This window comes from Muribaculum sp. NM65_B17, assembly GCF_004793735.1.
In the GTDB taxonomy this organism is placed as follows: domain Bacteria; phylum Bacteroidota; class Bacteroidia; order Bacteroidales; family Muribaculaceae; genus Muribaculum; species Muribaculum gordoncarteri.
In genome coordinates this window covers 369,228-393,441 of sequence record NZ_SRYY01000001.1, presented here as the reverse complement: position 1 = coordinate 393,441, position 24,214 = coordinate 369,228, and the positions used below count along the sequence as shown (strand labels likewise).

General features: G+C 46.6%; 19 protein-coding genes. 9 read left to right on the top strand and 10 right to left on the bottom strand.

The features are described 5' to 3' along the window. Positions 1-50 precede the first annotated feature (50 nt). The 5 genes from E5354_RS01740 (at position 51) to purN (ending at position 3,650) form a co-directional block, all read left to right on the top strand. Positions 51-701, top strand: coding sequence for a LysE family translocator (locus E5354_RS01740; RefSeq protein WP_123396620.1), 651 nt, complete (start codon positions 51-53; stop codon positions 699-701). Continuing rightward, complete coding sequence (locus tag E5354_RS01735) at positions 698-1,363, top strand: carbohydrate-binding family 9-like protein (protein ID WP_123396619.1); 666 nt, start codon at positions 698-700, stop codon at positions 1,361-1,363. Before E5354_RS01740 ends, E5354_RS01735 begins: the two co-directional genes overlap by 4 nt. Before the next feature lie 15 nt (positions 1,364-1,378). Further along, positions 1,379-2,041, top strand: coding sequence for a lipocalin-like domain-containing protein (locus E5354_RS01730; RefSeq protein WP_123396618.1), 663 nt, complete (start codon positions 1,379-1,381; stop codon positions 2,039-2,041). Positions 2,042-2,134: 93 nt separating this feature from the next. After that, positions 2,135-2,992 carry an enoyl-ACP reductase gene (locus tag E5354_RS01725; RefSeq protein ID WP_123396617.1) on the top strand — a complete coding sequence of 286 codons (858 nt, stop codon included), beginning with the start codon at positions 2,135-2,137 and terminating at the stop codon, positions 2,990-2,992. Between the two features lie 67 nt (positions 2,993-3,059). Beyond that, the gene (gene purN / locus E5354_RS01720) at positions 3,060-3,650 is read left to right on the top strand and encodes a phosphoribosylglycinamide formyltransferase (RefSeq protein WP_135946197.1); all 591 of its coding nucleotides are present in this window, start codon (positions 3,060-3,062) and stop codon (positions 3,648-3,650) included. A gap of 1 nt (position 3,651) precedes the next feature. Here the strand turns inward: purN and folE are convergent, their stop codons facing one another. From folE to gyrA, 7 genes are all read right to left on the bottom strand, one after another. Next, positions 3,652-4,233, bottom strand: a complete 582-nt coding sequence (gene folE / locus E5354_RS01715) for a GTP cyclohydrolase I FolE (RefSeq protein ID WP_202877178.1) — start codon at positions 4,231-4,233, stop codon at positions 3,652-3,654. A 2-nt stretch (positions 4,234-4,235) separates the two neighbouring features. After that, complete coding sequence (locus E5354_RS01710) at positions 4,236-4,721, bottom strand: SPOR domain-containing protein (protein ID WP_135946195.1); 486 nt, start codon at positions 4,719-4,721, stop codon at positions 4,236-4,238. 134 nt (positions 4,722-4,855) lie between these two features. Further along, positions 4,856-5,611 carry a triose-phosphate isomerase gene (gene tpiA / locus E5354_RS01705; RefSeq protein ID WP_123396613.1) on the bottom strand — a complete coding sequence of 252 codons (756 nt, stop codon included), beginning with the start codon at positions 5,609-5,611 and terminating at the stop codon, positions 4,856-4,858. Positions 5,612-5,659: 48 nt separating this feature from the next. After that, positions 5,660-6,925: a BT_3928 family protein gene (locus E5354_RS01700; RefSeq protein WP_168353793.1), complete on the bottom strand. Its 1,266-nt coding sequence runs from the start codon at positions 6,923-6,925 to the stop codon at positions 5,660-5,662. 5 nt (positions 6,926-6,930) lie between these two features. Next, a complete protein-coding gene (locus E5354_RS01695) occupies positions 6,931-7,470 on the bottom strand; it encodes a DUF1599 domain-containing protein (protein WP_123396611.1) in 540 nt (179 codons plus the stop codon). Positions 7,471-7,601: 131 nt separating this feature from the next. Beyond that, positions 7,602-8,849: a tetratricopeptide repeat protein gene (locus E5354_RS01690; protein ID WP_123396610.1), complete on the bottom strand. Its 1,248-nt coding sequence runs from the start codon at positions 8,847-8,849 to the stop codon at positions 7,602-7,604. Between the two features lie 41 nt (positions 8,850-8,890). Next, positions 8,891-11,473, bottom strand: a complete 2,583-nt coding sequence (gene gyrA / locus E5354_RS01685; RefSeq protein WP_135946194.1) for a DNA gyrase subunit A — start codon at positions 11,471-11,473, stop codon at positions 8,891-8,893. Between the two features lie 239 nt (positions 11,474-11,712). Here gyrA and E5354_RS01680 point away from each other — a divergent pair, with 239 nt between their 5' ends. Beyond that, entirely contained in the window at positions 11,713-14,256 is a 2,544-nt protein-coding gene (locus E5354_RS01680; protein WP_135946193.1) for an ATP-dependent Clp protease ATP-binding subunit, read from the top strand. 36 nt (positions 14,257-14,292) lie between these two features. Here the strand turns inward: E5354_RS01680 and E5354_RS01675 are convergent, their stop codons facing one another. Both E5354_RS01675 and E5354_RS01670 read right to left on the bottom strand, forming a co-directional pair. Then, entirely contained in the window at positions 14,293-14,502 is a 210-nt protein-coding gene (locus tag E5354_RS01675; RefSeq protein ID WP_123396607.1) for a hypothetical protein, read from the bottom strand. Next, positions 14,499-16,004 carry a sensor histidine kinase gene (locus E5354_RS01670; RefSeq protein WP_123396606.1) on the bottom strand — a complete coding sequence of 502 codons (1,506 nt, stop codon included), beginning with the start codon at positions 16,002-16,004 and terminating at the stop codon, positions 14,499-14,501. Before E5354_RS01670 ends, E5354_RS01675 begins: the two co-directional genes overlap by 4 nt. A 780-nt stretch (positions 16,005-16,784) precedes the next feature. Here E5354_RS01670 and htpG point away from each other — a divergent pair. The 3 genes from htpG to E5354_RS01655 all read left to right on the top strand — a co-directional run bounded on the left by htpG (position 16,785) and on the right by E5354_RS01655 (position 23,482). After that, positions 16,785-18,833, top strand: a complete 2,049-nt coding sequence (gene htpG, locus E5354_RS01665; RefSeq protein WP_135946192.1) for a molecular chaperone HtpG — start codon at positions 16,785-16,787, stop codon at positions 18,831-18,833. A 150-nt stretch (positions 18,834-18,983) separates the two neighbouring features. Beyond that, positions 18,984-21,767, top strand: a complete 2,784-nt coding sequence (locus E5354_RS01660) for an alpha-amylase family glycosyl hydrolase (protein WP_135946191.1) — start codon at positions 18,984-18,986, stop codon at positions 21,765-21,767. 209 nt (positions 21,768-21,976) lie between these two features. Then, positions 21,977-23,482 carry a TlpA disulfide reductase family protein gene (locus E5354_RS01655; protein ID WP_168353792.1) on the top strand — a complete coding sequence of 502 codons (1,506 nt, stop codon included), beginning with the start codon at positions 21,977-21,979 and terminating at the stop codon, positions 23,480-23,482. Here the strand turns inward: E5354_RS01655 and E5354_RS01650 are convergent. Then, entirely contained in the window at positions 23,466-24,209 is a 744-nt protein-coding gene (locus tag E5354_RS01650; protein WP_123396602.1) for a nucleotidyltransferase family protein, read from the bottom strand. The genes E5354_RS01655 and E5354_RS01650 overlap by 17 nt on opposite strands. Positions 24,210-24,214 lie beyond the last annotated feature (5 nt).

Genomic DNA, 24,214 nt, shown 5'->3' with positions numbered 1-24,214 from the left:
TTTCATTTTACATTCATTTCGTGTAACTTTGAATGATAAAAGAATGAGATATGGCATCATTCCTATACATAGTGCTTCGCGGAATGGCTATCGGGTTACTTATATCAGCACCGATGGGGCCTATAGGTATGCTGTGCATACAACGTACGCTCAATAAGGGCCGATGGCCGGCATTCTTCACAGGCGTCGGAGCCGCACTCAGCGACTTGATATATTGCCTGCTCACGGGATTGTGCCTGTCGTTCATAACCGACTTCGTTGAAACTAATCAACTGTTACTCCAGATAATCGGCTCGTTGGTGCTGGCAGCATTTGCATTCTACCTGTTCCGCAAGAATCCCGCTCGCTCGCTTTCAACTCCAAGCGAACAAGCCAATACCTACTGGAAGGACTTTGTAACCGGATTCCTTCTCACATTCTCCAACCCGCTTATTCTATTTTTCATAATCGGTCTTTTTGCCCGCTTCAACTTCCTGTTGCCCGAATTTAAGTACTATCACTACATCTCGGGATATATCGCCATATTCTCGGGAGCCTTGTTGTGGTGGTTCACCATTACATTTTTCGTAAACAAGGTGCGTTCTCACTTCAATGTGCGTTCATTGTGGTTGATAAACCGCATCATCGGAGGTATTCTGTTGATCATGGCAATAATCGGATTAATCATGGGCATAAAAGACTACATAACCATTATACAATGAACAGCAATATCGACAATCTAATCGTGCCCCATATCGATAATTTGGGGGAAATGAGCACCGACGGAATAATAAACGCTCTTGAAGACAACGGCGTACGTCGCACGATCGACCATATCGACTACAAGGAATTTCCCTATCATCCATTGACTACATTCTCGATGGCCTACTCCAAGGATATGCTATATATCGACTTCTTTGTAAGGTGCAATTATCTGCGCGCCATAAACGACCGTCCCAACACTCCGGTCCATGAAGATTCATGTGTAGCCGCATACCTGCAACCCGATAGTGAAAATAATCGATATTATGCATTTGAAATCAATTGTATCGGAGCCATATCAGGCATGGTTTGCAAAGGCGAAGGTGACGGCGCATGCTCTTTTCTCGATGAATCGACAATAGACCGCATCAAGTGTTACGCATCATGCGGCAATCGCCCATTCCGCGAACTGGAAGGACTATTCACATGGAATGTACTCATTGCCATTCCGCTTGATATGCTCGGACTGAAATACGACGGCAGTCCCCTATCCATAAAAGGCAATTTTTATAAATGCGCATCAGGCACTTCACAGCCTCATTTTCTTAGCTGGATGCCGCTTGATGAAACAAAAAGAACATTTCATCAGCCGAAATCGTTTGGGAATATTATACTATCATAAATTATTTAATCGAAAATGAAGACTATTTACACTATTGTTGCATTAATACTCTGTTCGATGTCGCTTTCAGCTCAATCATTCGACCTGAAGGAAGCGCTGAAAGGACTTGCGTCAAAAAACGATACTACCAATACCGACAAAGGCTCAGCCGGCTCGGCTATTGGTTCGATTCTCGGCAATGTTCTCGGAAAATCGGATGTCACACCGGCCGACCTTGAAGGGACATGGAATTATACAGCTCCTGCCGTAACATTTAAAAGCGAGAATCTTTTAAAGAAAGCCGGAGGCGCCGCCGCATCTGCAACTATAGAAAACAAAATCAAGCCCTACTACCAACGTGCCGGACTTGAGAATCTTGTATTGACAGTGGCTAACGACAGTACATTCACAATGAAGCTTAAGCGCGGCTCTCTGTCAGGCTCAATAGCACAAGGCACCGAAAAAGGGATACTCGTATTTAAGTTTAAGGCAGCGGGGAAGATAAACATAGGCAGTATGAACACCACTGTATCACTTGCGGGCAACCAACTGACACTTACATTCGACATTTCAAAATTGATGACAATAGTCGACCGTCTTGCATCACTATCAGGCAATTCAACGCTCGGCAGCATCAACTCAATGCTTCAAAGTTACGATGGCTTACAAGCCGGATTCAAACTCAAAAAGGCCCAATAACACCGACAATATTACGTAACGAGTCATTAATGGCTACATATTTCGGAAAAAATAGCTAACTTTGCAGACATAAATCACAATTTATAGATTCTAATGAGTTATAACTTATTGAAAGGTAAGCGCGGTATTATATTCGGAGCGCTTAACGACATGAGTATCGCCTGGAAAGTCGCCGAGAAGGCTGTTGAAGAAGGCGCTGTCATTACTCTGTCAAACACTCCCGTTGCCGTAAGAATGGGTGATGTAAGCAAACTTGGCGAAAAGCTGAACGCAGAAGTAATTCCTGCCGATGCCACCAATGTAGAAGATCTCGAAATGGTATTTACCAAATCTATGGAGATTCTCGGAGGCAAGATAGACTTTGTACTTCACTCAATAGGCATGTCGCCTAATGTGCGCAAAAAGCGCCTGTATGACGATCTTGATTACGATTTGTTGAACAAGACACTCGACATTTCGGCAGTGTCGTTCCACAAGATGATTCAGGTCGCCAAGAAACTCGATGCAATAAATGATTACGGAAGCATACTTGCACTGTCGTATATCGCAGCACAACGCACTATGTTCGGCTACAACGACATGGCCGACGCAAAGGCACTTCTCGAATCAATCGCCCGCAGTTTCGGTTATATATATGGCCGAGAGAAGCATGTACGCATCAACACCATATCTCAATCTCCTACCGTTACCACTGCCGGAAGCGGCGTAAAGGGTATGGAATCGCTGATGGACTTCGCCAACCGAATGTCGCCGCTCGGCAATGCCAATGCCGATGAGTGCGCCGACTATTGCATTGTCATGTTCAGCGACTTGACCCGCAAGGTAACAATGCAGAACCTCTATCACGACGGCGGATTCTCAAGCATGGGTATGAGCCTTCGTGCCATGGATCAGTATGAGAAGAGCTTTGACTTGTATCGCAATCCCGACGGAACAATACAATACGGTTAATCGTCACAACACTATAACATTGAAATCCCGGCTTGTCTTAGTCGGGATTTTTTATTACCTTTACACTATGACGCAATCCACCATATACAACATAGCCATATTTGCATCAGGCAACGGTTCAAATGCCGAAAATATAATACGGCATTTCAGTGACGGTCACGCACCTGTCAAAGTGAGCCTGATAGTATGCAACCGCCCACAGGCAAAGGTGATACAGCGGGGAGAAAATCACGACATCCCCGTGGTCGTGATGACAAGAGCTGAAATAAACGATCGCGACACAATGCTCAATACACTGCGCCAATATGGTATAAGCCACATAATCCTTGCCGGATTCATGATGATGCTTCCTGATTTCCTTATACAAGCCTACCCCGACAGGATAATAAACGTGCATCCCTCGCTACTGCCCAAATATGGCGGCAAGGGCATGTATGGCCGTCACGTTCACGAATCGGTGTATGCTGCACAAGAGCCGGAAACCGGCATAACGATACACTATGTCAACGAGGAGTATGATAAGGGAGAAATAATATTCCAAGCCACCGTCAGCTTGACAGCCGACGACACTCCCGAATCGATAGAAGACAAAATACATTCACTTGAGAAAACTCACTTTCCCCAAGTAATCGAATCGGTAGTAACCGGCTCTAAATAACTTACATTGATTTCAGCAACGACAGGAATTCGGCTCTCAACGAGGCATCTTCGGCAAAACGCCCCATATATTCCATCGTTGTTGTAGATGAATCCTGCTTCTCCACACCGCGCATCTTCATGCACAGATGCTCGGCATTGCACACAACCATCACACCATGTGCGCTAAGCGTGTCATAGACCTCACGGCACACTTCAGCGGTGAATCGTTCCTGCACCTGCAGACGGCGTGCGTATATGTTGACGACACGGGCCAACTTTGAAAGACCGATCATATTGCCGTTTGGCAGATAACCAATCGACACCTTTCCGAAAAACGGTAATATGTGATGCTCACAGAATGAATAGAACTCAATATCCTTTACGATTATAATCTGTGAACCTGAATAATCAAATATAGCCGACCTCATCACTTCATCGGCACTTTCACGATAACCTTGAGTGGCATAATAGAGAGCCTTGGCGGCACGAACGGGAGTCTTCACCAATCCTTCACGGTCAGGATTCTCTCCGATAAGCTCAATAATTGCCCTGTAATGCTCAGCCAGAGCACTGATGACTTGTTCCTTGTCCATTGAAACAATATTTATTCGCCCGACGATACAACTATGCGGTCACGGACCACACGGATTTCACGCATATAACTCGGGAAAGCTTCTTTCAATTCCTGAGCCGCTTCGTTAGCCTCCTCCTGTGTACGGAAATTTCCTACTCTCAATCTCCAAAACGGAGAATTGTATACAACATAGGTAGGATACTGCGGAAAGCGGGCACTCACATTTCTGGCTCGAGTACGAGCCTCACCCTTAGCCGTACGTGCATTGTTGTCGGAAAACACCTGAATGCGATAACCACCCATTTTACCGTTAACTGGACGCACGGTTTCGCTTTCATGCGACTCAACGGGTTGCAATCGCAACAAAAGCGCATCAGGAATGGTAAGAGTTACGGTACTGTCGGAAATTATGTGACCGACAATAGGCGCTTGACTCACCGGAGTATCATTGTCGGCGTTTGCCGCCATAATGATTCCGCCAAGCATCATCATTGATATGTAAGTGCGTAGCTTCACTTTATTTCTCAATTATAATTCGGTTGCAAATATACGGAGAATTCGCGAGATTACGGCACTGTTTCGGGAATAAAGTAAGCCTCCTGTAAAGCTGTGCTCGACAGGAGGCTTAATAAAGTTTATCGTGTCAACGATTAAAATGCATTTACAATGCCCATGAATGAGCCGCATTCAAGTGATGCGCCACCTATAAGACCACCGTCGACATCGGGCTTTGCAAAAAGCTGGGGAGCATTTGAAGGCTTGCAGCTTCCACCGTAAAGGATTGAAGTGTTTTCAGCGACTTCCTTTCCGTAACGGTCGGCAATCACGCCGCGGATGAATGCGTGCATGTCCTCGGCCTGGTCGTCGGTTGCAGTCTTGCCTGTACCGATTGCCCAAACGGGTTCGTAAGCAAGGATGATCTTGCCGAAATCCTCAGCTGAAAGATTGAAGAGAGCCTCTTCGATCTGCTTCTTAACAACTTCGTTGTAAGTTCCATTTTCGCGCTCCTCAAGTACTTCGCCGATGCAGAAGATAGGAGTAAGATTGTTCTCAAGAGCAAGAGCAACTTTCTCCTTCAGGATTTCGGAAGTTTCGCCGTAATATTGACGACGCTCCGAGTGACCGAGAATAACGTAAGTAGCTCCGGTAGAAGCAACCATGGGAGCTGAAACCTCACCTGTGTAGGCACCTGACTTATGATTTGCGCAGTTTTCAGCACCAAGGCCAAGCTTGGCGGGGTCGATTACTGCGTTTATAGATGCAAGATGGGTGAAAGGAACAGCGATGATTACATCACACTTGGGCTGTGCAGCCTTGAGAGCTTCGTTGATTTCCTTGGCAAGAGCCACACCTTCCTGGAGATTTGTATTCATCTTCCAGTTTCCGGCTACGATTTTCTTTCTCATTTTATATTATATTTTGAAGTATTTTGGTATATGATTATGCAAATTTACTCATTTTTTTCGATTTCGTCGCGCAAAATGCAATTTAACTGCATGACCGCTGCGGTCGATTCCCCACAGAATCAACTCAAGACCGATGAAAATTACCGTAAACAACCAGAAGTATCCTGTTCCAGAATAGCGCAGGTTGTCGAGAGTTTTGTCGTCGGGACTTGCAAACAGGTCGCTGTCAATCGACACAAGCGTGCGCTTCCATTGGATTATACCGTCCTTAAGATATACCATGGCGACATTACCGCGGGCCAATTCCTTTATTGATGTGTCATCGGCCGTATATAGCGGATAAGTGGCCATCGACAGGTCACGCCACTGCTCAAGGCCGTCATCATTGGTGCCAAGTACGCCTATCATCTCACCTCCGCGAGAAACGATGTAACGCTCGATTTCATTGATGAGATAGGTCGACGATATGTCGATATTGTGCATCTCGGGTATCAGCAGCAATATCTGTTCACCGTCATCAAGAATTACCTCACTTGTCACATCATCGTCGCCGTCATATATTGCTATGCCATCGCCATGCTCGTGCACAAGATTGCTCGAGCCGATTTCACGGTCGACAAATGTCCATGTGCTGTCGGGCAGATTGTCAGCCGAAAATGACTGTCTATTTCCGTCCTTCTCATATACGAAAATAATATCAAGCCCGGTGTCGTCGCTCTCTTCATCAACCACCAATGATGTTCCCACCTTATAAGGTCGAAAATCGACAAGGGGCTGAACCGAGTAACCGAAGAATCCTATGACAGCCACATATATGACACACAAGAATCCTTCAAGCCATTGCGTATAGGTGGAAAAGAGGCCGCTAACCTTATTATTGTTGAACAGCAGATAGACCAACATGGCTACGAGCAATACGTTTTTCAGGAACGTAGCCGTGTTGGATATTACAAGGAAGTCGCCGAAGCATCCGCAATCAGGCACCGGGTCATCGATAGCAATGTAGAGCGTCAACGGCAACATGAATGCCATAAGTGCAGTCATGGCCCAAACGGAAACTCGTTTGTAGCTTCCTGTAGCAAGCATGCATCCGAGGATGAATTCGACACCCGACAGCATCAACGCCACAAAGAAAACAATCGAACGCGGTTGAGGCACTCCCCACACATTAAGATACTGCTCAATCTTGTAGATGGAACCCCACACATCTATCATCTTGGCAAGTCCTGAAATGATAAACGTGCCACCGACAATCAGACGAAAAATCCATACAATGACGGTCCTGTGCCGCTCAAAGAATGTCCTGATGTCCATAACCATTAATCTTCAGTAAGCTTGATTATTGCAAACACTGCATAGTTCATCATATCCTGATAATTGGCATCGACGCCCTCCGACATGATGGTGACACCGTTATTATCCTCAATCTGCTTGGTGCGCATAAGCTTCTGAAGTATTATATCGGTATAGGAGTGTACTCTCATTCCTCGCCAAGCCTCGTCATAGTCATGATTCTTGGCAATCATCAGTTCGCGCGTGCGTCCTACGTGACGGTCATATAGAGCTAAGGCCTTGTCGACATCCATGTCGTCGGTATCACAGTAACCGAGTTCAAGCTGGATAAGAGCTATAGCTCCATAATTAACGATAGCTATGAATTCAGGCAAAATGCCCTCGCCTACCTTTGAAGTCTTTTTGGTTTCAAGCGAGCGTATACGTGTAGCCTTGATGAATATTTGATCGGTCACCGATTCCGGTCGCATTATGCGCCATGAAGCACCGTAGTCCTTGAGTTTCTTGACGAATACATCGCGGCACATAGCCAAAGCATTGTCAAATTGTGCAATAGTGTCAGCCATCTCTCTATAATTATAATATGATATTGTTTAAGCACAAAGTTACTATTTATTCGCAACATCACGAAATAAAAAAGGGGAACCGCACGATTGCGATTCCCCTGATATTATAATGTCAGTCAATGACACACTTATTACATAGCCTCGATACGCTTGAGGTTGGTTTCATCACCAAGGCTATAGTAAAGGCTGCGAAGCAGACGGCGAGCTTCGCTCTCAGTGTTCTCGTCGTTAAGAGCCTTTTCAAGATAGGGAGCGGCTTCCTTAAGCATTGGGTCGATCTTTTCGGCTCTCAGCTTGTTGTACTCGGCCTGCTCGAGGTTCTGATTCTCCTCGTCGATTGTCACAGCCTGAGCATAGATAACTCGTCCGAGGTCGAGATGTGCCTTTGCATTGTCGGGAGCAAGTTCAACAGCCTTCGAGATATATTCGCGGGCCTTGTCATAGTTCTTCTTGCTCTGATACAAAATACCCATAACGTCGTAAAGTTCGGCATTCTGGGGAGAAACGGCGATTGCCTTCTCCAACAGAGTCTGAGCCTCATCATACTTCTCGTTGTTGATCTTGTCGTTGATGATGATTGTCAGATACTTTGAATCGGTTTCACCATAAAGGTCATTGGCAGCCTGTGCAAGAGCAACTACTGCATCATTGTCCTGCGATTGAGCAGCCACACTGATTGCATAGTCATAGAGGGAAGGTGTATTGTAACCCTTTGCGCGAGCGGCATTGAACGATTCAAGAGCAACGGGGAGCTTTTCAGCCTGCCATGCTGCAAGGCCCTGGAAATAGAGGATTTCACCTACTATCGAATCAGCAGGAGCCTTAGGAGCTTCTTCGCCGAGCGATTTATTTTCGGGCATTGTTGTGTATATGTTCCATGCATCATAAGCGCCTGCATAGTCCTTGGCATCCCAAAGCAGCTGTCCGCCTGTTACATAGTCGTTATAGTGAGCGGCAAGCTTCTTGGCCATGTCCTTGGAATATTTGGTCTTGGTCTTGGGACTTCCGTCCTTGTTAAGTTTCGGAGAACCGTTTTTATCCTTTTCAACTACAGTGTCGAGAGGGAATGCAGTCATGTAATACTTGTAACCGTCAAGAAGCGCACGGCCCATCTTCGGTTCATCAACCTGCTGACCTACGGCTTTCTTTCCGAGCATAGCGTCATAATCGCCAAACTCAATTGTACCGGCTACATACCATGTTTGAGCTTCATCCTTGGATTCAGGGTTAGTCAAAGCGGGCTTCAACTGATCGCGAGCTGCGGCATAATCGGCATTGAAACCTTTTGCCTTACCTTCAACCTCCTTTACAAGGCTCTTCTGAGCCGATGCTGAAGCAACGGCTAATAGGCAAAGACCTAAGATACTTAATTTTTTCATACTTGTATTAATGGTTTGTTAGTAAAAAGTATTCGTTTTTATTATTCTTCATCAGGAAGTTCTTCAGTTAGCTCGTCGTCATCAACCGATTCATCGATTTCAGTTATTTCTTCGATGTCAATAGGAAGCGGAGTCTGTTCCGACTCATCGACAAGTACGTTTTCATTTATCTCCTCTTCAGGGTCTGAGTCAACGCAGCACACTGAAGCAATCTCATCGTTACGTTTCTCAAGATTTATGAGCCTTACGCCTTGGGTAGCACGGCCTTGAACCCTGATGTCGGCAACCTTGATGCGGAGTGTTATTCCCGATTTGTTGATGATGACAAGGTCGTTGTCGTCATTAACTGCATCTATGGCTACAAGCTTACCGGTCTTTTCGGTAACGTTTATAGTCTTTACACCCTTTCCACCTCGGTTGGTAACGCGATAGTCTTCAAGAGGGGAACGCTTGCCGTATCCCTTTTCCGATATTACCATAACGTTATTGGTGGTGTCAGCGTTCATACAAATCATGCCTACAACCTCATCTTCATCACCGTCAAGGGTCATTCCTCTTACGCCAGTCGACATACGGCCCATCTCACGCACCTTATTCTCAGGGAATCGGATAGCACGGCCGTTTCTGTTGGCAAGAAGCACCTCCGAATTTCCATTGGTCAATTCTACACCTATCAGCTGGTCGCCTTCACGTATTATGATTGCATTCACTCCATTGGCACGCGGACGAGAATAAGCCTCAAGACTTGTCTTCTTTATTATGCCGCGTTTTGTTGCAAACACGAGATTGTGCGATGTCACGTATTCCTTGTCGTCGAGCTTCTTGATTCGGATTACTGCATTCACAGCATCATCAGGCTCGATGTTGAGCAGATTCTGTATGGCACGGCCCTTGGCGTTCTTCGCACCTTCGGGCAGGTCGTAAACCTTAAGCCAGTAACAGCGTCCCTTCTGGGTGAAGAACAGCAGATAATTATGCATCGAAGCAGGATATATGTGTTCAATGAAATCCTCATCGCGTGTATCGCTGCCTCGTGAACCTACACCGCCGCGGTTTTGTGCGCGGAATTCACTCAATGCGGTTCGCTTTATGTAACCCATGTGCGATATGGTGATTATCATGTCGTCATCGGCATAGAAATCCTCGGCATTGAAGTCACCTGCCATGTAATCGATATCGGTACGACGCTTGTCACCATATTTGTCACGAATCTCTATAAGCTCTTTCTTTATAAGTTCGCGGCACACGTGGTCGTCGCTCAATATAAGGTTCAATTCAGCGATACGGGCTATAATCTCCTCGTAAGCGGCGTGAAGCTTGTCCTGCTCCAGTCCGCTCAACTGGCCAAGTCGCATGGCAACGATTGCAGCAGTCTGAGGTTCCGACAGATCAAATCGCTCGGCAAGTGCCTGTCGAGCCGCATCCTGATTGGCCGAAGCCTTGATTATGCTTATCACCTCATCAATATTCTGCGATGCGATAATAAGGCCCTTTAATATATGAGCGCGCTCCTCGGCTTTTCTGAGTTCAAATTTTGTGCGACGGATTACCACATCGTGACGATGGGCAATGAACGCCTCAAGAATTTGCTTTAGATTCAATGTCTTGGGACGCCCGTTAACGATTGCCACATTGTTGACGCTGAACGATGACTGCAAAGCCGTCATCTTATAGAGCTTATTGAGTACAACGTTTGAGTTGGCATCGCTCTTCAGGCGAATCACGATGCGCATTCCCTTATAGTCGCTCTCATCGTTTATATCGGCAATGCCGTCAATCTTCTTTTCATTTACAAGATTGGCTATATACTCGATAAGCTCGGCACGGTTTACATTATAAGGAAGCTCGGTTATGATAATGTCCTCGTGATTGGCCTCCGACTCAATTTCAGCCTTTGCACGAATCACGATTCGTCCACGACCTGTTTCAAAAGCCTCCTTAACACCGTTATATCCGTATATCGTACCGCCGGTGGGGAAATCGGGAGCCTTGATGTAGTGCATAAGCCCCTCAATTGAAAGTTCGGGGTCGTCGATCAACGCCACTGCCGCATTCAATGACTCGGTAAGATTGTGAGGCGGCATGTTGGTAGCCATACCTACGGCGATACCCGATGTTCCGTTTACGAGCAAGTTGGGGATACGTGTAGGAAGCACTGTAGGCTCAAGTCGTGAATTGTCATAGTTTGGCTGAAAATCGACCGTTTCCGAATTTATGTCACTCAACATCTCTTCGCCTATGCGCTCGAGTCTTACCTCGGTGTAACGCATTGCGGCCGCTCCGTCACCGTCGATGGAACCGAAGTTTCCATGACCATCGACCAATCGATAACGCATAGCCCAATCCTGAGCCATTCGCACAACCGTACCGTATATAGATGAGTCGCCGTGAGGGTGATATTTACCCATAACCTCACCTACACAGTTGGCCGACTTCTTATGAGGATGATCCGATGTGTTACCCATCTCGTTCATTCCATATAGCACACGACGCTGTACCGGCTTCAAGCCGTCCCTGACATCAGGCAGCGCACGTGACACAATCACCGACATTGAATAGTCAATGTAGGCCGACTTCATTTCACTTTCGATATCAATTTTCAGAATTCTGTCTTCGTCCAGCATATAAAAGTCTTGTTAGTAATATGCATAATACCCGAGCTACAAAACGAATAGAATCGCTTTACATCCGATAAGGGTATATACGTTAAATTTTATACAAAGATAAATATTTTTTACGAGAAAATGAGTAATTTTAATTCAGTGATTGTTTAAATTATGTTGAAGTGCTATAATTTGCCTGAAGTAGTCGTTTTTGGCACAATTATTGTAGTAACTTTAATGAAAATATACTGATTTATTACATGGACACTAATTTTTCTAATGAATTAAAGTATGTGCTTGACCAAAGCCGCATTGAGGCAACCCGACACAACAGTTCAATGATAAAGGCCGAGCATCTTTTGCTTGCAATCATGTCCAAGAATGAAAGCCACGCATTCCAGACGCTCCAAAAGCTGTTGAGCGCCGACATGATGTATCAGCTGCGCGATGCTCTCGACAACAGCCTCTATGAGCAACCGGATAGCACCGAGATGCTTACAGTCAGCGACTTGGCCAACCGCATAATCAAATTGAGCGTACTTGAAGCCCGAATGCTGAAAAGCAACATAGTCGATTCGGAACACTTGCTTCTCGCAATATTTCACAACAGCGAAGTTCAGAATCTTGAAATCATGGGTATGTTCCGTGACGCGGGCGTAACCTATGAGGCTCTCTACCGTCTTCTCGCCAATGTGGCCGATGCGCCTCAAATGGGTGCATCGTTCACCGATGATGACGACGATGACGAGGAAGAACCCTTCAGCAGCGACCGTCCCGAGGCCCCGCAGCGCCCGTCATCGGCGCCAAAACGCGGGAATGACACACCGGTCCTCGACAAATTTGGCAATGACATGACACGCGCCGCCGAAGAAGGCCGTCTTGACCCTGTTATAGGACGAGAGGTCGAAATTGAACGCCTCGCCCAGATTCTAAGCCGTCGCAAGAAGAACAATCCTGTGCTTATAGGCGAACCCGGTGTAGGCAAATCGGCAATAGTAGAAGGACTTGCTCTGCGCATCGTGCAACGTAAAGTGTCACGCATCCTCTTTGACAAGCGTGTGATATCACTTGACATGGCGTCAATCGTAGCCGGCACGAAATATCGCGGACAATTTGAGGAGCGCATAAAGGCGATACTAAACGAGCTTTCAAAGAATAAGGACATAATCCTGTTCATCGACGAGCTGCACACTATAGTAGGTGCTGGAAACGCATCGGGCTCGATGGATGCCGCCAATTTGCTGAAACCCGCCCTCGCCCGAGGAGAAATACAGTGCATAGGCGCGACGACAATCGACGAATATCGCAAAAACATAGAAAAGGACGGTGCTCTTGAGCGTCGTTTCCAAAAGGTGATGGTTGAACCCACTTCACCCGAGGAAACACTCATCATTCTCAACAACATAAAAGATAAATACGAGGAGCACCACAATGTCAATTACACACCCGATGCAATAGAGGCTTGCGTAAAATTGACCGACCGATATGTGAGCGACCGAAACTTCCCCGACAAGGCGATTGATGCCCTTGACGAGGCAGGTTCACGCGTACATGTCACCAACATAGTCGTTCCAAAAGAGATAGAGCGTCTTGAGGAACAAATTGCCGAAGCCAATGCCAACAAGCTGAAGGCCGCCCAGTCACAGAACTTCGAAAATGCAGCATCATTCCGCGACAAGGAGCATCGCCTCAAAATTGAACTTGATGAAGCCAAGCGCAAATGGGAAGCCCAGATGAACTCTCAGCGCGAAACTGTCGACGAGGAGCGAGTGGCCGAAGTTGTGGCCATGATGACAGGTGTCCCGGTGCAGCGCATAGCCCAGGCCGAGGGCATAAGATTGCGTGAAATGGGGCCGAAACTGAAAGGTGCAATCATCGGTCAGGATGCCGCTATAGACAAGATTGTAAAAGCGATACAACGAAACCGCGTAGGCCTCAAGGATCCCAACAAGCCCATAGGCACGTTCATGTTCCTTGGCCCCACCGGAGTCGGAAAGACCCACCTTGCCAAGAAGTTGGCCGAATATCTGTTTGATTCAGCCGACACTCTGATTCGCGTCGACATGAGCGAATACATGGAGAAATTCACCGTGTCACGACTCGTGGGAGCACCTCCGGGATACGTTGGATACGAGGAGGGCGGACAGCTCACCGAGAAAGTACGCACTCACCCCTACTCTGTCGTCCTGCTGGATGAGATCGAGAAGGCGCATCCCGATGTGTTCAACCTTTTGTTGCAGGTTCTTGACGAAGGTCGTCTTACCGACAGCCTCGGCCGTCGTGTCGACTTCAAGAACACTATAATAATCATGACCTCCAACATAGGAAGCCGACAGCTGAAGGATTTCGGTTCGGGTGTAGGATTCACCACTCGCGAAGTCGACAAGGAGTTTTCACACGGCATAATACAGAAAGCCTTGAACAAGGCCTTCTCACCTGAATTCCTGAACCGAGTCGACGACATTGTGATGTTTGACGCGCTCGACAAGGAGGCGATATTTAAGATTATCGACATCGAACTCGCCGGATTCTACAAGCGTGTCGAATCATTGGGCTACCGATTGATGATTACGGAGGAGGCCAAGAACTTCATCGCATCAAAAGGTTACGACACCCAGTTTGGAGCTCGCCCGCTGAAGCGTGCCATCCAGAAATATCTTGAAGACGAACTTGCCGAGATGATAATCAACGCATCGGTCAATCCGGGCAATCTCATTTATGTCACTTACGACAAGGACAATGACAAGATTGTAACCGAAATTCGCACCGAAGAGCCATCGTCATCTGATTCGGTAAACGAATAATCCATTCCACTCCTGCATAAAAAAGCGCGATTCCCGTCATCGAGAATCGCGCTTTTCTTTATATACCCTCACAAATCCGTAAGCTGTTGCCGGCAATGCCACCAATGCAACTATGCCGAGGGCTCTTATCATCCAATCGGAGAGCGGGACAAGCTCCGTGAGCCCCATTGTCATTAGAGTCAGTGTGCCGAACAGCACTACAAGACTCCACTGCAGGAATCGTCCCGCTTCACCGACCTTCATCATGAGTGGAGTTCAAGCACAAATCTTGCGCCATGGTTAAACGAATCGTCAAGCGACAACTTGCCGTTCATCTTTATTGCCATCAACGAGCAGATGGGCAGACCCAGTCCATCGCCTTCGGTGAGATTGCGCACTTCGCTGAACGGGCGGAAAATCTGCTGGCGTATCTCTTCAGGGATTCCGGCACCGTTGTCGGTTACGATGAACTGATGGGTGTGAGCGCCGCGCTTTTTAAATTCAAGCGATATCTTGCCTCCCTCTGGAGTGTAAAGAGCGGCATTGTTAAGCAGGTGATTCAACACATGGGTCAGCGGCTCCGGAGCGATCTTGATATTCATTTTAGGAGCATTGACGCTAAGCGTTACACCGGGCTTAATGCGGTCACGGATTCCATCCATTATCTCCTCACAGAAATTTAATATATTGACATCCTGCAATTCGTAGGCCTCGCCAAGTGATGATTCAAGCGACGACAACTCCTGAATGTGTTCCGAAAATTCATGCAGGGCCTTGACACCGGGCTGTTTCTGATCAAGGGTGTCGAGCGTAGGCTCCATTTGTGCCGATATATTGCTTATGAATCGGGTCTTCAGCTCGTTATGTTCATTTGCCACAATTATGGCTTTCTTCTGTTTGCGGGTAAGCGCAATGTAACGCAACAGGATTATGGCACCGAAAACAAGTGCTGCGGCAAGAATGGCGAGCGCTATGCACAATGTTACGATAACGGCCTTGCGCGAAGTTATGGCACTCTCCTTTTCATCTATCTCTTTAAGTGCACTGTTATATTTTGCCTGCAATTCGGCAAGTTCTTCATTTGACTTGATCTTATTGACCGAATCGGTCCACAGCATGTAATTGTCGTAGCTTCGCGCCACAAGACGCGAGTTGCCCGACTTCAATGCCGTGCCAATCAAATTTCGGTAGCACTCGGCAATCTTGTCATAATCTTTCTGACCCTGATAGCGTGCTATCAGCTTCTTCATGGCGGCATCACCACGGTCATTCTGTCCGAATGTATAATAGTATCCGGCCTGCTCCGACATGAGGTCGGTCATAAGAGAGTCGTTGGAAAGCCCCTTCAGGTTGCCCTCCATCTTATCGAGCTGTTCACGCGCACGAGCCGAATTTTTAAGCTTCATGTACATCTTAAACCGCTCCTTGTTCAAGTCATAATGTTCGGCAGGCATCGGCCGACCATTGTCCTGTTCAAGCTTGTTCAGCGACATCTCAACTCGTCCGAGCAGTTCAAACGCCTCTTTGTAATAATTCTCACGGTGATATAACGCGCTGGCGTTCACTGCCGCCTTCACAGCTCCGGGCATATTATTGGATGTCAGGTAGGCATTGCAGGCCTGGACATATCTGTAACGTGCCGTGACATACTCCTTGGCGTCAAGATTCTTATTCGCATCAATCATCATTTTATTCGCATTCGTCTGGGCATTGACAGCTCCCCCGAACACGATACCGACAGCAAGCACTATGGCTGAATAAATTTTCATAAGATATTTTTGAGCTTTGTTTACATTTTTCCGTACAAAGATAAACATAAAAACCGATTTACAATAGCCTCGATGCATCGTTAACAGTCGCCGTTATGAAATTAGAGCCGGTTCGACAATAAACATTAACGGCAGGGTCGCATAGTGCGGAGCGATTTTTGGTCTGCGAGGAAGGAGTGTACTGGATGTACACGACTGACAAACAGACCAAAAATCGCCCGCAATATGCGAGGCGATGGTAATTTCGGTTCAACCAAAAGGGAAAAGGTTTGATTTGTGTTATATCTCAGCAACATAAATCATTGGCTCCATGAAAATAAAGTTTAAGCATTGTCGGCGGAAGCGCATCCGTAAGTTTTTGTCAGGCTTCCATGGAAAGGAACGGACAGACATCTATAAGATATTCACAGCTATTGCATATCTGGTTTACACCGGATGTCAGCGGAAGATGCTGCCCCGATATTTGATAGGGCGAAAGTTACCTTCGCCTCGGCCACTCGTTGGCGTTTTTCTTCATCTCTTTCGGTCACGATGGAACCCCATCGCTCCCTCAAGAGCTAAAGAAAATCACTCAACAATTGACCGCCCTGCCGTTAATATTTATTGTCGAACTGGCTCTTAAATACTTTATTTCATCATAAAAATTACCAAACGGTCATAGTGGCAGTGCAAAAATGTCACATCGCTTAACAATTTATATGATAAAATGTCACATTTTAAAAGTGGCATTTTATTTGTAATGTGTTATTGTAATAGAATTGTTTTAAATCATAATTATATATGAGTACTCAAAAAGGTAAAATCGGGGTAACTACCGAAAATATTTTCCCCGTAATCAAAAAGTTTCTCTATAGCGACCATGAGATATTCCTCCGCGAACTCGTGAGCAATGCCATCGATGCCACCAACAAGCTGAAAACACTGTCGTCATTCGGTGAATTCAAAGGCGAGCTTGGCGATATGAATGTAAAAGTGACTGTCGACAAGGAAGCCGGAACACTGACCGTAAGCGACCACGGTATAGGCATGACAGCCGACGATATCGAAAAATATATAAACCAGATAGCATTCTCGGGAGCCGAGGAGTTCCTTGCCAAGTACAAGGACAAGGCCGAAAATATAATCGGACACTTCGGACTCGGATTCTATTCGGCTTTCATGGTGGCCAAGAAGGTTGAAATACGCACACTCTCCTATAAAGAAGGTGCCGAAGCCGTAAACTGGGTATGCGACGGTTCTCCCGAATACTCAATGGAGCCGATTGAGAAGAAGGAGCGCGGTACCGACATCGTGCTTTATATCGACGACGAAAACAAGGAGTTTCTTGAGCAATCACGCATCGACACTCTGTTGAAAAAGTACTGCCGATTCCTGCCCGTGCCCGTAATTTCAGGAAAAGAACAGGAGTGGAAGGACGGAAAATATGTCGACACCGACCGCGACAAAGTAATAAACAACACCGAACCCGCATGGACTAAAAAGCCGGCCGACCTTACCGACGACGACTACCGCAACTTCTATCGCGAGCTCTATCCCGGTCAGGATGATCCTCTGTTCTGGATTCACCTGAATGTAGACTACCCCTTCACTTTGACAGGAATACTCTACTTCCCGAAAATCAAGAACAACATAGACATCTCTCGCAACCGCATCCAGCTCTATTGCAATCAGGTGTTTGTGACCGACTCGGTTGAAGGCGTAGTTCCTGAATTCATGATGCTGATGCAGGGTGTGATCGACTCTCCCGACATTCCTTTGAACGTATCGCGTTCTTATTTGCAAAGCGACACCGCAGTGAAGAAGATATCATCCTACATCACCAAGAAAGTCGCTCAACGCCTTGAGGAGATATTCAAGAACAATCGTGAAGAATACGAAAGCAAGTGGGACGACATAAAGGTATTCATCGAATACGGCATGCTGACTGATGAAAAATTCCGCGATGCCGCTATGAAATTTGTCCTCGTCAAGGACACCAATGACAAATACTACACCCTTGACGAATACAAAACCCTCATCGAGGCCAACCAAACCGACAAGGAAGGCAACATCATATATCTCTATGCCACTGACAAGACCGCTCAGTACAACTACATCACTGCAGCAACCGACAAGGGCTACGATGTATTGCTAATGGACGGACAGCTCGACAGCCACTTCATCGGATTGCTTGAGCAGACGCTTGAGAAGTCGCACTTCGTTCGTGTCGACTCTGATGTAGTTGACAATCTTATCCGCAAGGAAGATAAAAAAGCCGACGACTTGACAGCTGCACAACGCAACATCCTTACAAATGTATTCCGTTCACAGATTCCCGCTGTCGACAAGGCCGAATTCCTCGTTTCATTTGAATCGCTTTCAGCCGACGCCGCTCCGCTCGTAATCACTCAGAACGAGTATATGCGACGCATGAAGGACATGGCGGCAATGCAGCCCGGAATGAGCTTCTACAGCGAACTCCCCGACAGCTACAACCTGATTGTCAACACCGAGCATAAGCTCATCAAGCAGATTCGTGACGATGCCGATAAATCAATTGCCGAAAAGATAAGCCCGATAACTTCGTCAATCGATAAGACCAATGCCGAAATCACGACAATACGTGAAGCGGCAAAGGACGGCAAATTAAGCGACGATGACAACAAGAAGGTTTCGGAGCTTGAAGGCGAAGCCGACAAACTGCGCAAAGAAGAAACCGAGATAATAGGCCAATATGCGGCAACTCAACCGGTAGTAAAGCAGCTTATCGACCTTGCCCTGCTCGGCAACGGACTTCTGAAGGGTCATGACTTGAGCGAATTCATCAAGCGCTCGATAAACCTTCTGTAACAACAACACAAACTTGATTAATATAAAGGAGGCGCCGATGGCAGCCTCCTTTTTTCATTCCTTATATGTTCAATAACACATCACACAGCCTTGAGAAGTCAAAAAATATGTGCAAATTTGTAAATTATTTCTTTTATAGCGATTTTTTGAATGAAACATCTCTACTATCTGCTTCTGGCAATAATATTATTGCCCTGCCATGCTGCAAACGCTCAGCTCATAACCACTTCGCCGACAATCGTGCAACGTTCAAGCAATCCGATTGTAATCACATTTCACGCCGACCAAGGCAACAAAGGCCTGATGGGGCTCACTTCGTCAACTCCGGTATATGCCCACACAGGAATTATAAGAAAAGGCTCTACAAAATGGGAATACGCTCCACAATGGCTTGACAATAGCGCCAAATACAAGCTATCCTATGTGTCGGCCAACACATGGCAGCTGACAATACCCGGAATCAACGAGTATTACGGGATAACCAATGCCGTTGAAGTGGAAAAACTCGCCTTTGTGTTCCGTAACGCCAACGGCTCAAAAGAGGGAAAGACTGCCGCCGGGGGTGACATATTCGTAAATGTGGTTCAGGACAATGAATTTGAGCTTACACTTACATCATCGGCCGAAAGTGAATACATAACACAGGCTCGCGACATCACATTCACGGCAACGACAACATCATCGGCCGACATCGACATATACTTAAATTCAACGACATCCTCGCCCGTAGCGTCGGCAAAGAACGCTACGACACTGACCAAAACGATTGCAATAAACACTCCGGGCACATATAATGTAATCGCCCGCGCGACATCGGGGACAAAGACTGCAACGCAGACCTCTACGATATCCTATCTCGGTCAATCGACTCAAACCGATTATCCCGGCGGTATACCGCAAATGGGTGCAAAAGCCAACTCTGACGGCAGCGTGACATTCTGTCTTGCAGCGCCTGACAAGTCCAATGTGCTGATCGTCGGCTCTTGGAACGAATACGACATAGCTACTTCCCAACCGATGCACTATCAGGACTATAACGGCAATCGCTATTTCTGGGCTACCATAAGCGGACTTGCCGCCGACACCGATTATCCCTACTACTACCTTGTCGACGGACAATACAAGGTGGGTGACCCGTATGCCAATCTTGTCCTCGACCCGTGGAACGACCGCTACATCTCCCCCACCGTATTTCCCGACATACCGCCCTATCCATCGGACAAAGTTAGCGATGTGCCTCTTGCCGTCTATAATTCGTCGATAAACGATTATGAGTGGAAGATAAAGAATTTCAAAGGCGTCGACCAAAGCGCATTGGTCATATACGAGCTTCTTATACGTGACTTCAACGGCACTGAAGGTCAATCGCTCGGCAACGGCACGATAGCCGGAGTCATGGAAAAACTTGATTATCTTAAAGAACTCGGAGTGAATGCCATAGAACTTCTGCCCGTAATGGAGTTCAACGGCAACAACTCCTGGGGATATAACCCTAATTTCTATTTCGCCCCCGACAAAGCTTACGGAACACCCGATGACTATCGAAAACTCGTGGATGCCATACATGAACGTGGCATGGCGGTGATTCTCGATGTCGTGTTCAACCAAAGTGACGGACTTCACCCTTGGTACCGCATGTATGACATAGACCGCAATCCGTTCTACAACGGAACCGCACCCCACTCCTACAGTGTCCTCAACGACTGGAATCAGGACAATCAGCTTGTGCAGCAGCAATTCAAGGATGCTCTCATCTACTGGCTCACCAGCTATAATGCCGACGGATTCCGATTTGACCTCGTGAAAGGTCTTGGTTCCAACCAAAGCTACAACGCCACCTACGACCAGTCGACCAACACATGGTCGGGCGTAACCGAAGATAAGACCAATGCCTACAACGCCAGCCGAGTAGCACGCATGAAGGAGCTGCACGACGCAATGCGCACCGTAAAGCCCGACGCCTACTTCATCAACGAAGATCTCGCGGGAGCTAAGGAGGAGAATGAAATGGCTGAGGACAATGAAACCAACTGGGCCAATATCAACAATGCTTCATGTCAATTTGCGATGGGATGGCAAAGCGGCTCCAATCTCAACCGATTTTACGCTCCGCTCGACGACAACCGCATCTGGGGCTCAACCGTATCCTATTCCGAAAGCCATGACGAAGAGCGCATGGCCTACAAATGCGAACAATGGGGCAACACCGGTATAAAAGGCAATGTCGCTATGACAATGCGACGACTCGGCTCGGTAGCTGCAATGATGCTGATGTCGCCCGGAGCACACATGATATGGCAGTTCCAGGAGTTCGGAGCCGATGAAACCACCAAGAACAGCGACGGCTCTAATAACACATCACCCAAGAAAGTGGTGTGGAACTATCTCAACGACCCCGACCGTGCCGGACTGAAGCAATCCTACAGCGAACTGTGTGCAATACGCAACGGCAACCCGCAGATGTTTAAAGAAGGCGTAACCACGGTTATGTCATGCGACGAAAGCAATTGGGCCAACGGACGAACCATAAAACTATCCAACGGCACCGATGAACTATACTGCATAGTGAACCCCAACATCACAGGAAGCAAGGCCATCGATGTTCCCTTTGCCAAGGATGCGGCTCAATATCATCTGCTCAGCGCAAGCTATGGTGTAGAACCGTCACTGTCGGGCAAAAGTGTCACGTTACCCGCCGGAGCATACGCCGTATACGGAACAGCGGGCATGACCGACATTGAAGAGATAATCGACGATGTAACGCCTCAAGTCAATGTCTACGGCGGAATAGGAGAGATAATTATAGAAGGCGATTATCGGGAGCTTGACATATTTAACATATCGGGACAACGCATTCATGGCACATCGGGGCTTCCGGCAACAATATACATTGTAATTGTCGACGGCACAAGCCATAAGGTGGTAGTAAGATAACGAGGTTAAATGTTGTTAATAAATCCACGGCATGTAAAAATCCCTGTAACTTTATGCCGATGTATGCGTCTACAATAATATAATCCCAATCATTAATATCATCACAAATGAAAACATTATTAATTTCACTGGCCTTGACATCATTAACAGCAAATGCATATGCTGAAACGAAATTGATTGATCAGCCGCGATATTCCGAAAAGAATACAATGTCATTCAATATAAATTCGATATTGTTGAGCGACACGGCTACTATAATAAACGGAAGCTTCTATAGTCGACCCAATTACTGGGTGGCGCTTGATAAAGGCACTAAAATAATCGGACAACAATCGGGTCGGGAATATCCGGTATTGGCGTCCTATGGATATACACTCGGCGAAGAATGTTATATGCCTGAATCCGGTTCCGTTCCATTGGTCTTGAAATTTGCTCCTCTTGAAGCCAATGATTCAATCATAAATTTTGCCGAGGGCAGTGAAAACGGATTCAAAATATCGGGAATTCAATTGGGCCAAAATCCAATCAAGAGCAAAATACACTGCCACATATCCGGCACAACCGACGATGCCAACTGCTCAAACTTCATATTGAAAAAAGAAGGAGAAATGCCGATATCAATGTTTGTAGTAATTCCCGTCAACAACGGTAAATTCCACTATGACTTGTATTGCGATTGGCCTGAAACATATAGTCTTATCAATGGTAATGAATATCGTCAATCCGCTTTTTACAACCTTGACTTCATTGCCGAAAACAACGATGTCGACATAATCGTCACCCATGATGGCGACCAGCCTAAAATAGATATAAAGGGAGGTGAAATGAACGAAATCCTGAATGATTATAATAATAAGCGCCGCACTCTTTTCGCCAATGCCTTTGACTCTACAAACGCTCTGATGGATTCATTATTCAATGAGAATAAATTGTTCACCGACGAATACATGGAGCTTATGGATCAACTGTCGCGGGATGACACAACGCCTGAGATGCGTAATGCGTTATATCATAAACGTGATTCATTGGAGAACATCAAGAAACAATACACCCCCGAAGGCAATGCAATCAATGACCAAGAACTTGCAATAAGTGACAATATTCGCAAATGGAAAATCGACTATGCCAAAACTCATAAGTCGATTCCCGGACTAAGCATATTGAAGAGCCTCGCGATATACAGCGGAAACAAAATTGACGATATAGTCGAGGCCTACAATGAGTGCTATGCCGGGTGGGAACCAGAACATCCCTATTCATTGGAACTGGCGACAATCGCATCGTCCGGAAGCATTAACCCCGGAACGCATTTCATCGACTTCTCGGCTCCCGACCTTAACGGAAAAGAGATGACACTCTCCTCGCTTGCCAAAGGCAAAGTCACATTACTTGACCTTTGGGCTTCATGGTGCGGTCCTTGTCGCGTAAACTCAAAGCAAATAATTCCACTATATGAAGCTTATAAGGACAAAGGTTTCACTGTTGTAGGAGTAGCCCGCGAGGAGAATAACACCGAAGATATGGAAAAGGCTATCGCGAAGGACGGTTACCCGTGGATCAATCTCGTCGAGCTCAACGACAAGAATCAGATATGGACAAAGTACCGCATCTCCAATGCGGCCGGCGGCACATATCTCATCGATGCCAACGGCATAATTGTTGCAGTGAATCCCACACCCGATAAAGTGGCTAAATATCTTAAAGAGAATCTTTGACCCACTCGCAAGCCGACTTTAAAGTTTCAGGCTTGCCTATATCAAACCAATTATAATCAATAGCAGGTTCATAGCCTGCTATTTTTTTTGCGCCACAAGCCTCAATATAGAAAGGCATTATTGAAAAGACATCGGCTTTGCGCCCGTATCGCTCCAAGTCGTCAAACAGCGACGGCGACACAATGTGTACCCCTCCGAATGCATAGGCCCTGTAATCGGCCATATCTACTTCGGCGGGCTTCACCTCTCCGGTTTTAACATTGGCCCATCCATGCATCCTCATAACGTTGTCCATCAACAAATATCTTGATGTCGTGCGTTGTGCAACAAGGAGCGTTGCATCAGCATCCGATTCGCGATGACGCTGAATCATCTCTCCCAGGTCGACATCGGTCAATATGTCGGCGTTATGTACGAGAAACGGTTCATCGCCGTCAAGCCACTCACGAGCTTTCAATATGCCGCCTCCCGTATCCAACAGCTTGTCGCTTTCATCGCTTATGTGCAACTTGACACCAAAGTTGTCGTTAACTGAAAGATATTCTTTTATACGGTCGGGAAAATGATGCACATTGACTACAATCTCATCAATTTCATAACGCTTCAAGTTCTCAATTACACGACGCAACATGGGCACTCCCCCAACCTCTACAAGAGCTTTGGGCTTATTATCAGTGATTGGACGCAGGCGTGTTCCAAGCCCCGCCGCAAATATCATAGCTTTCATCGATT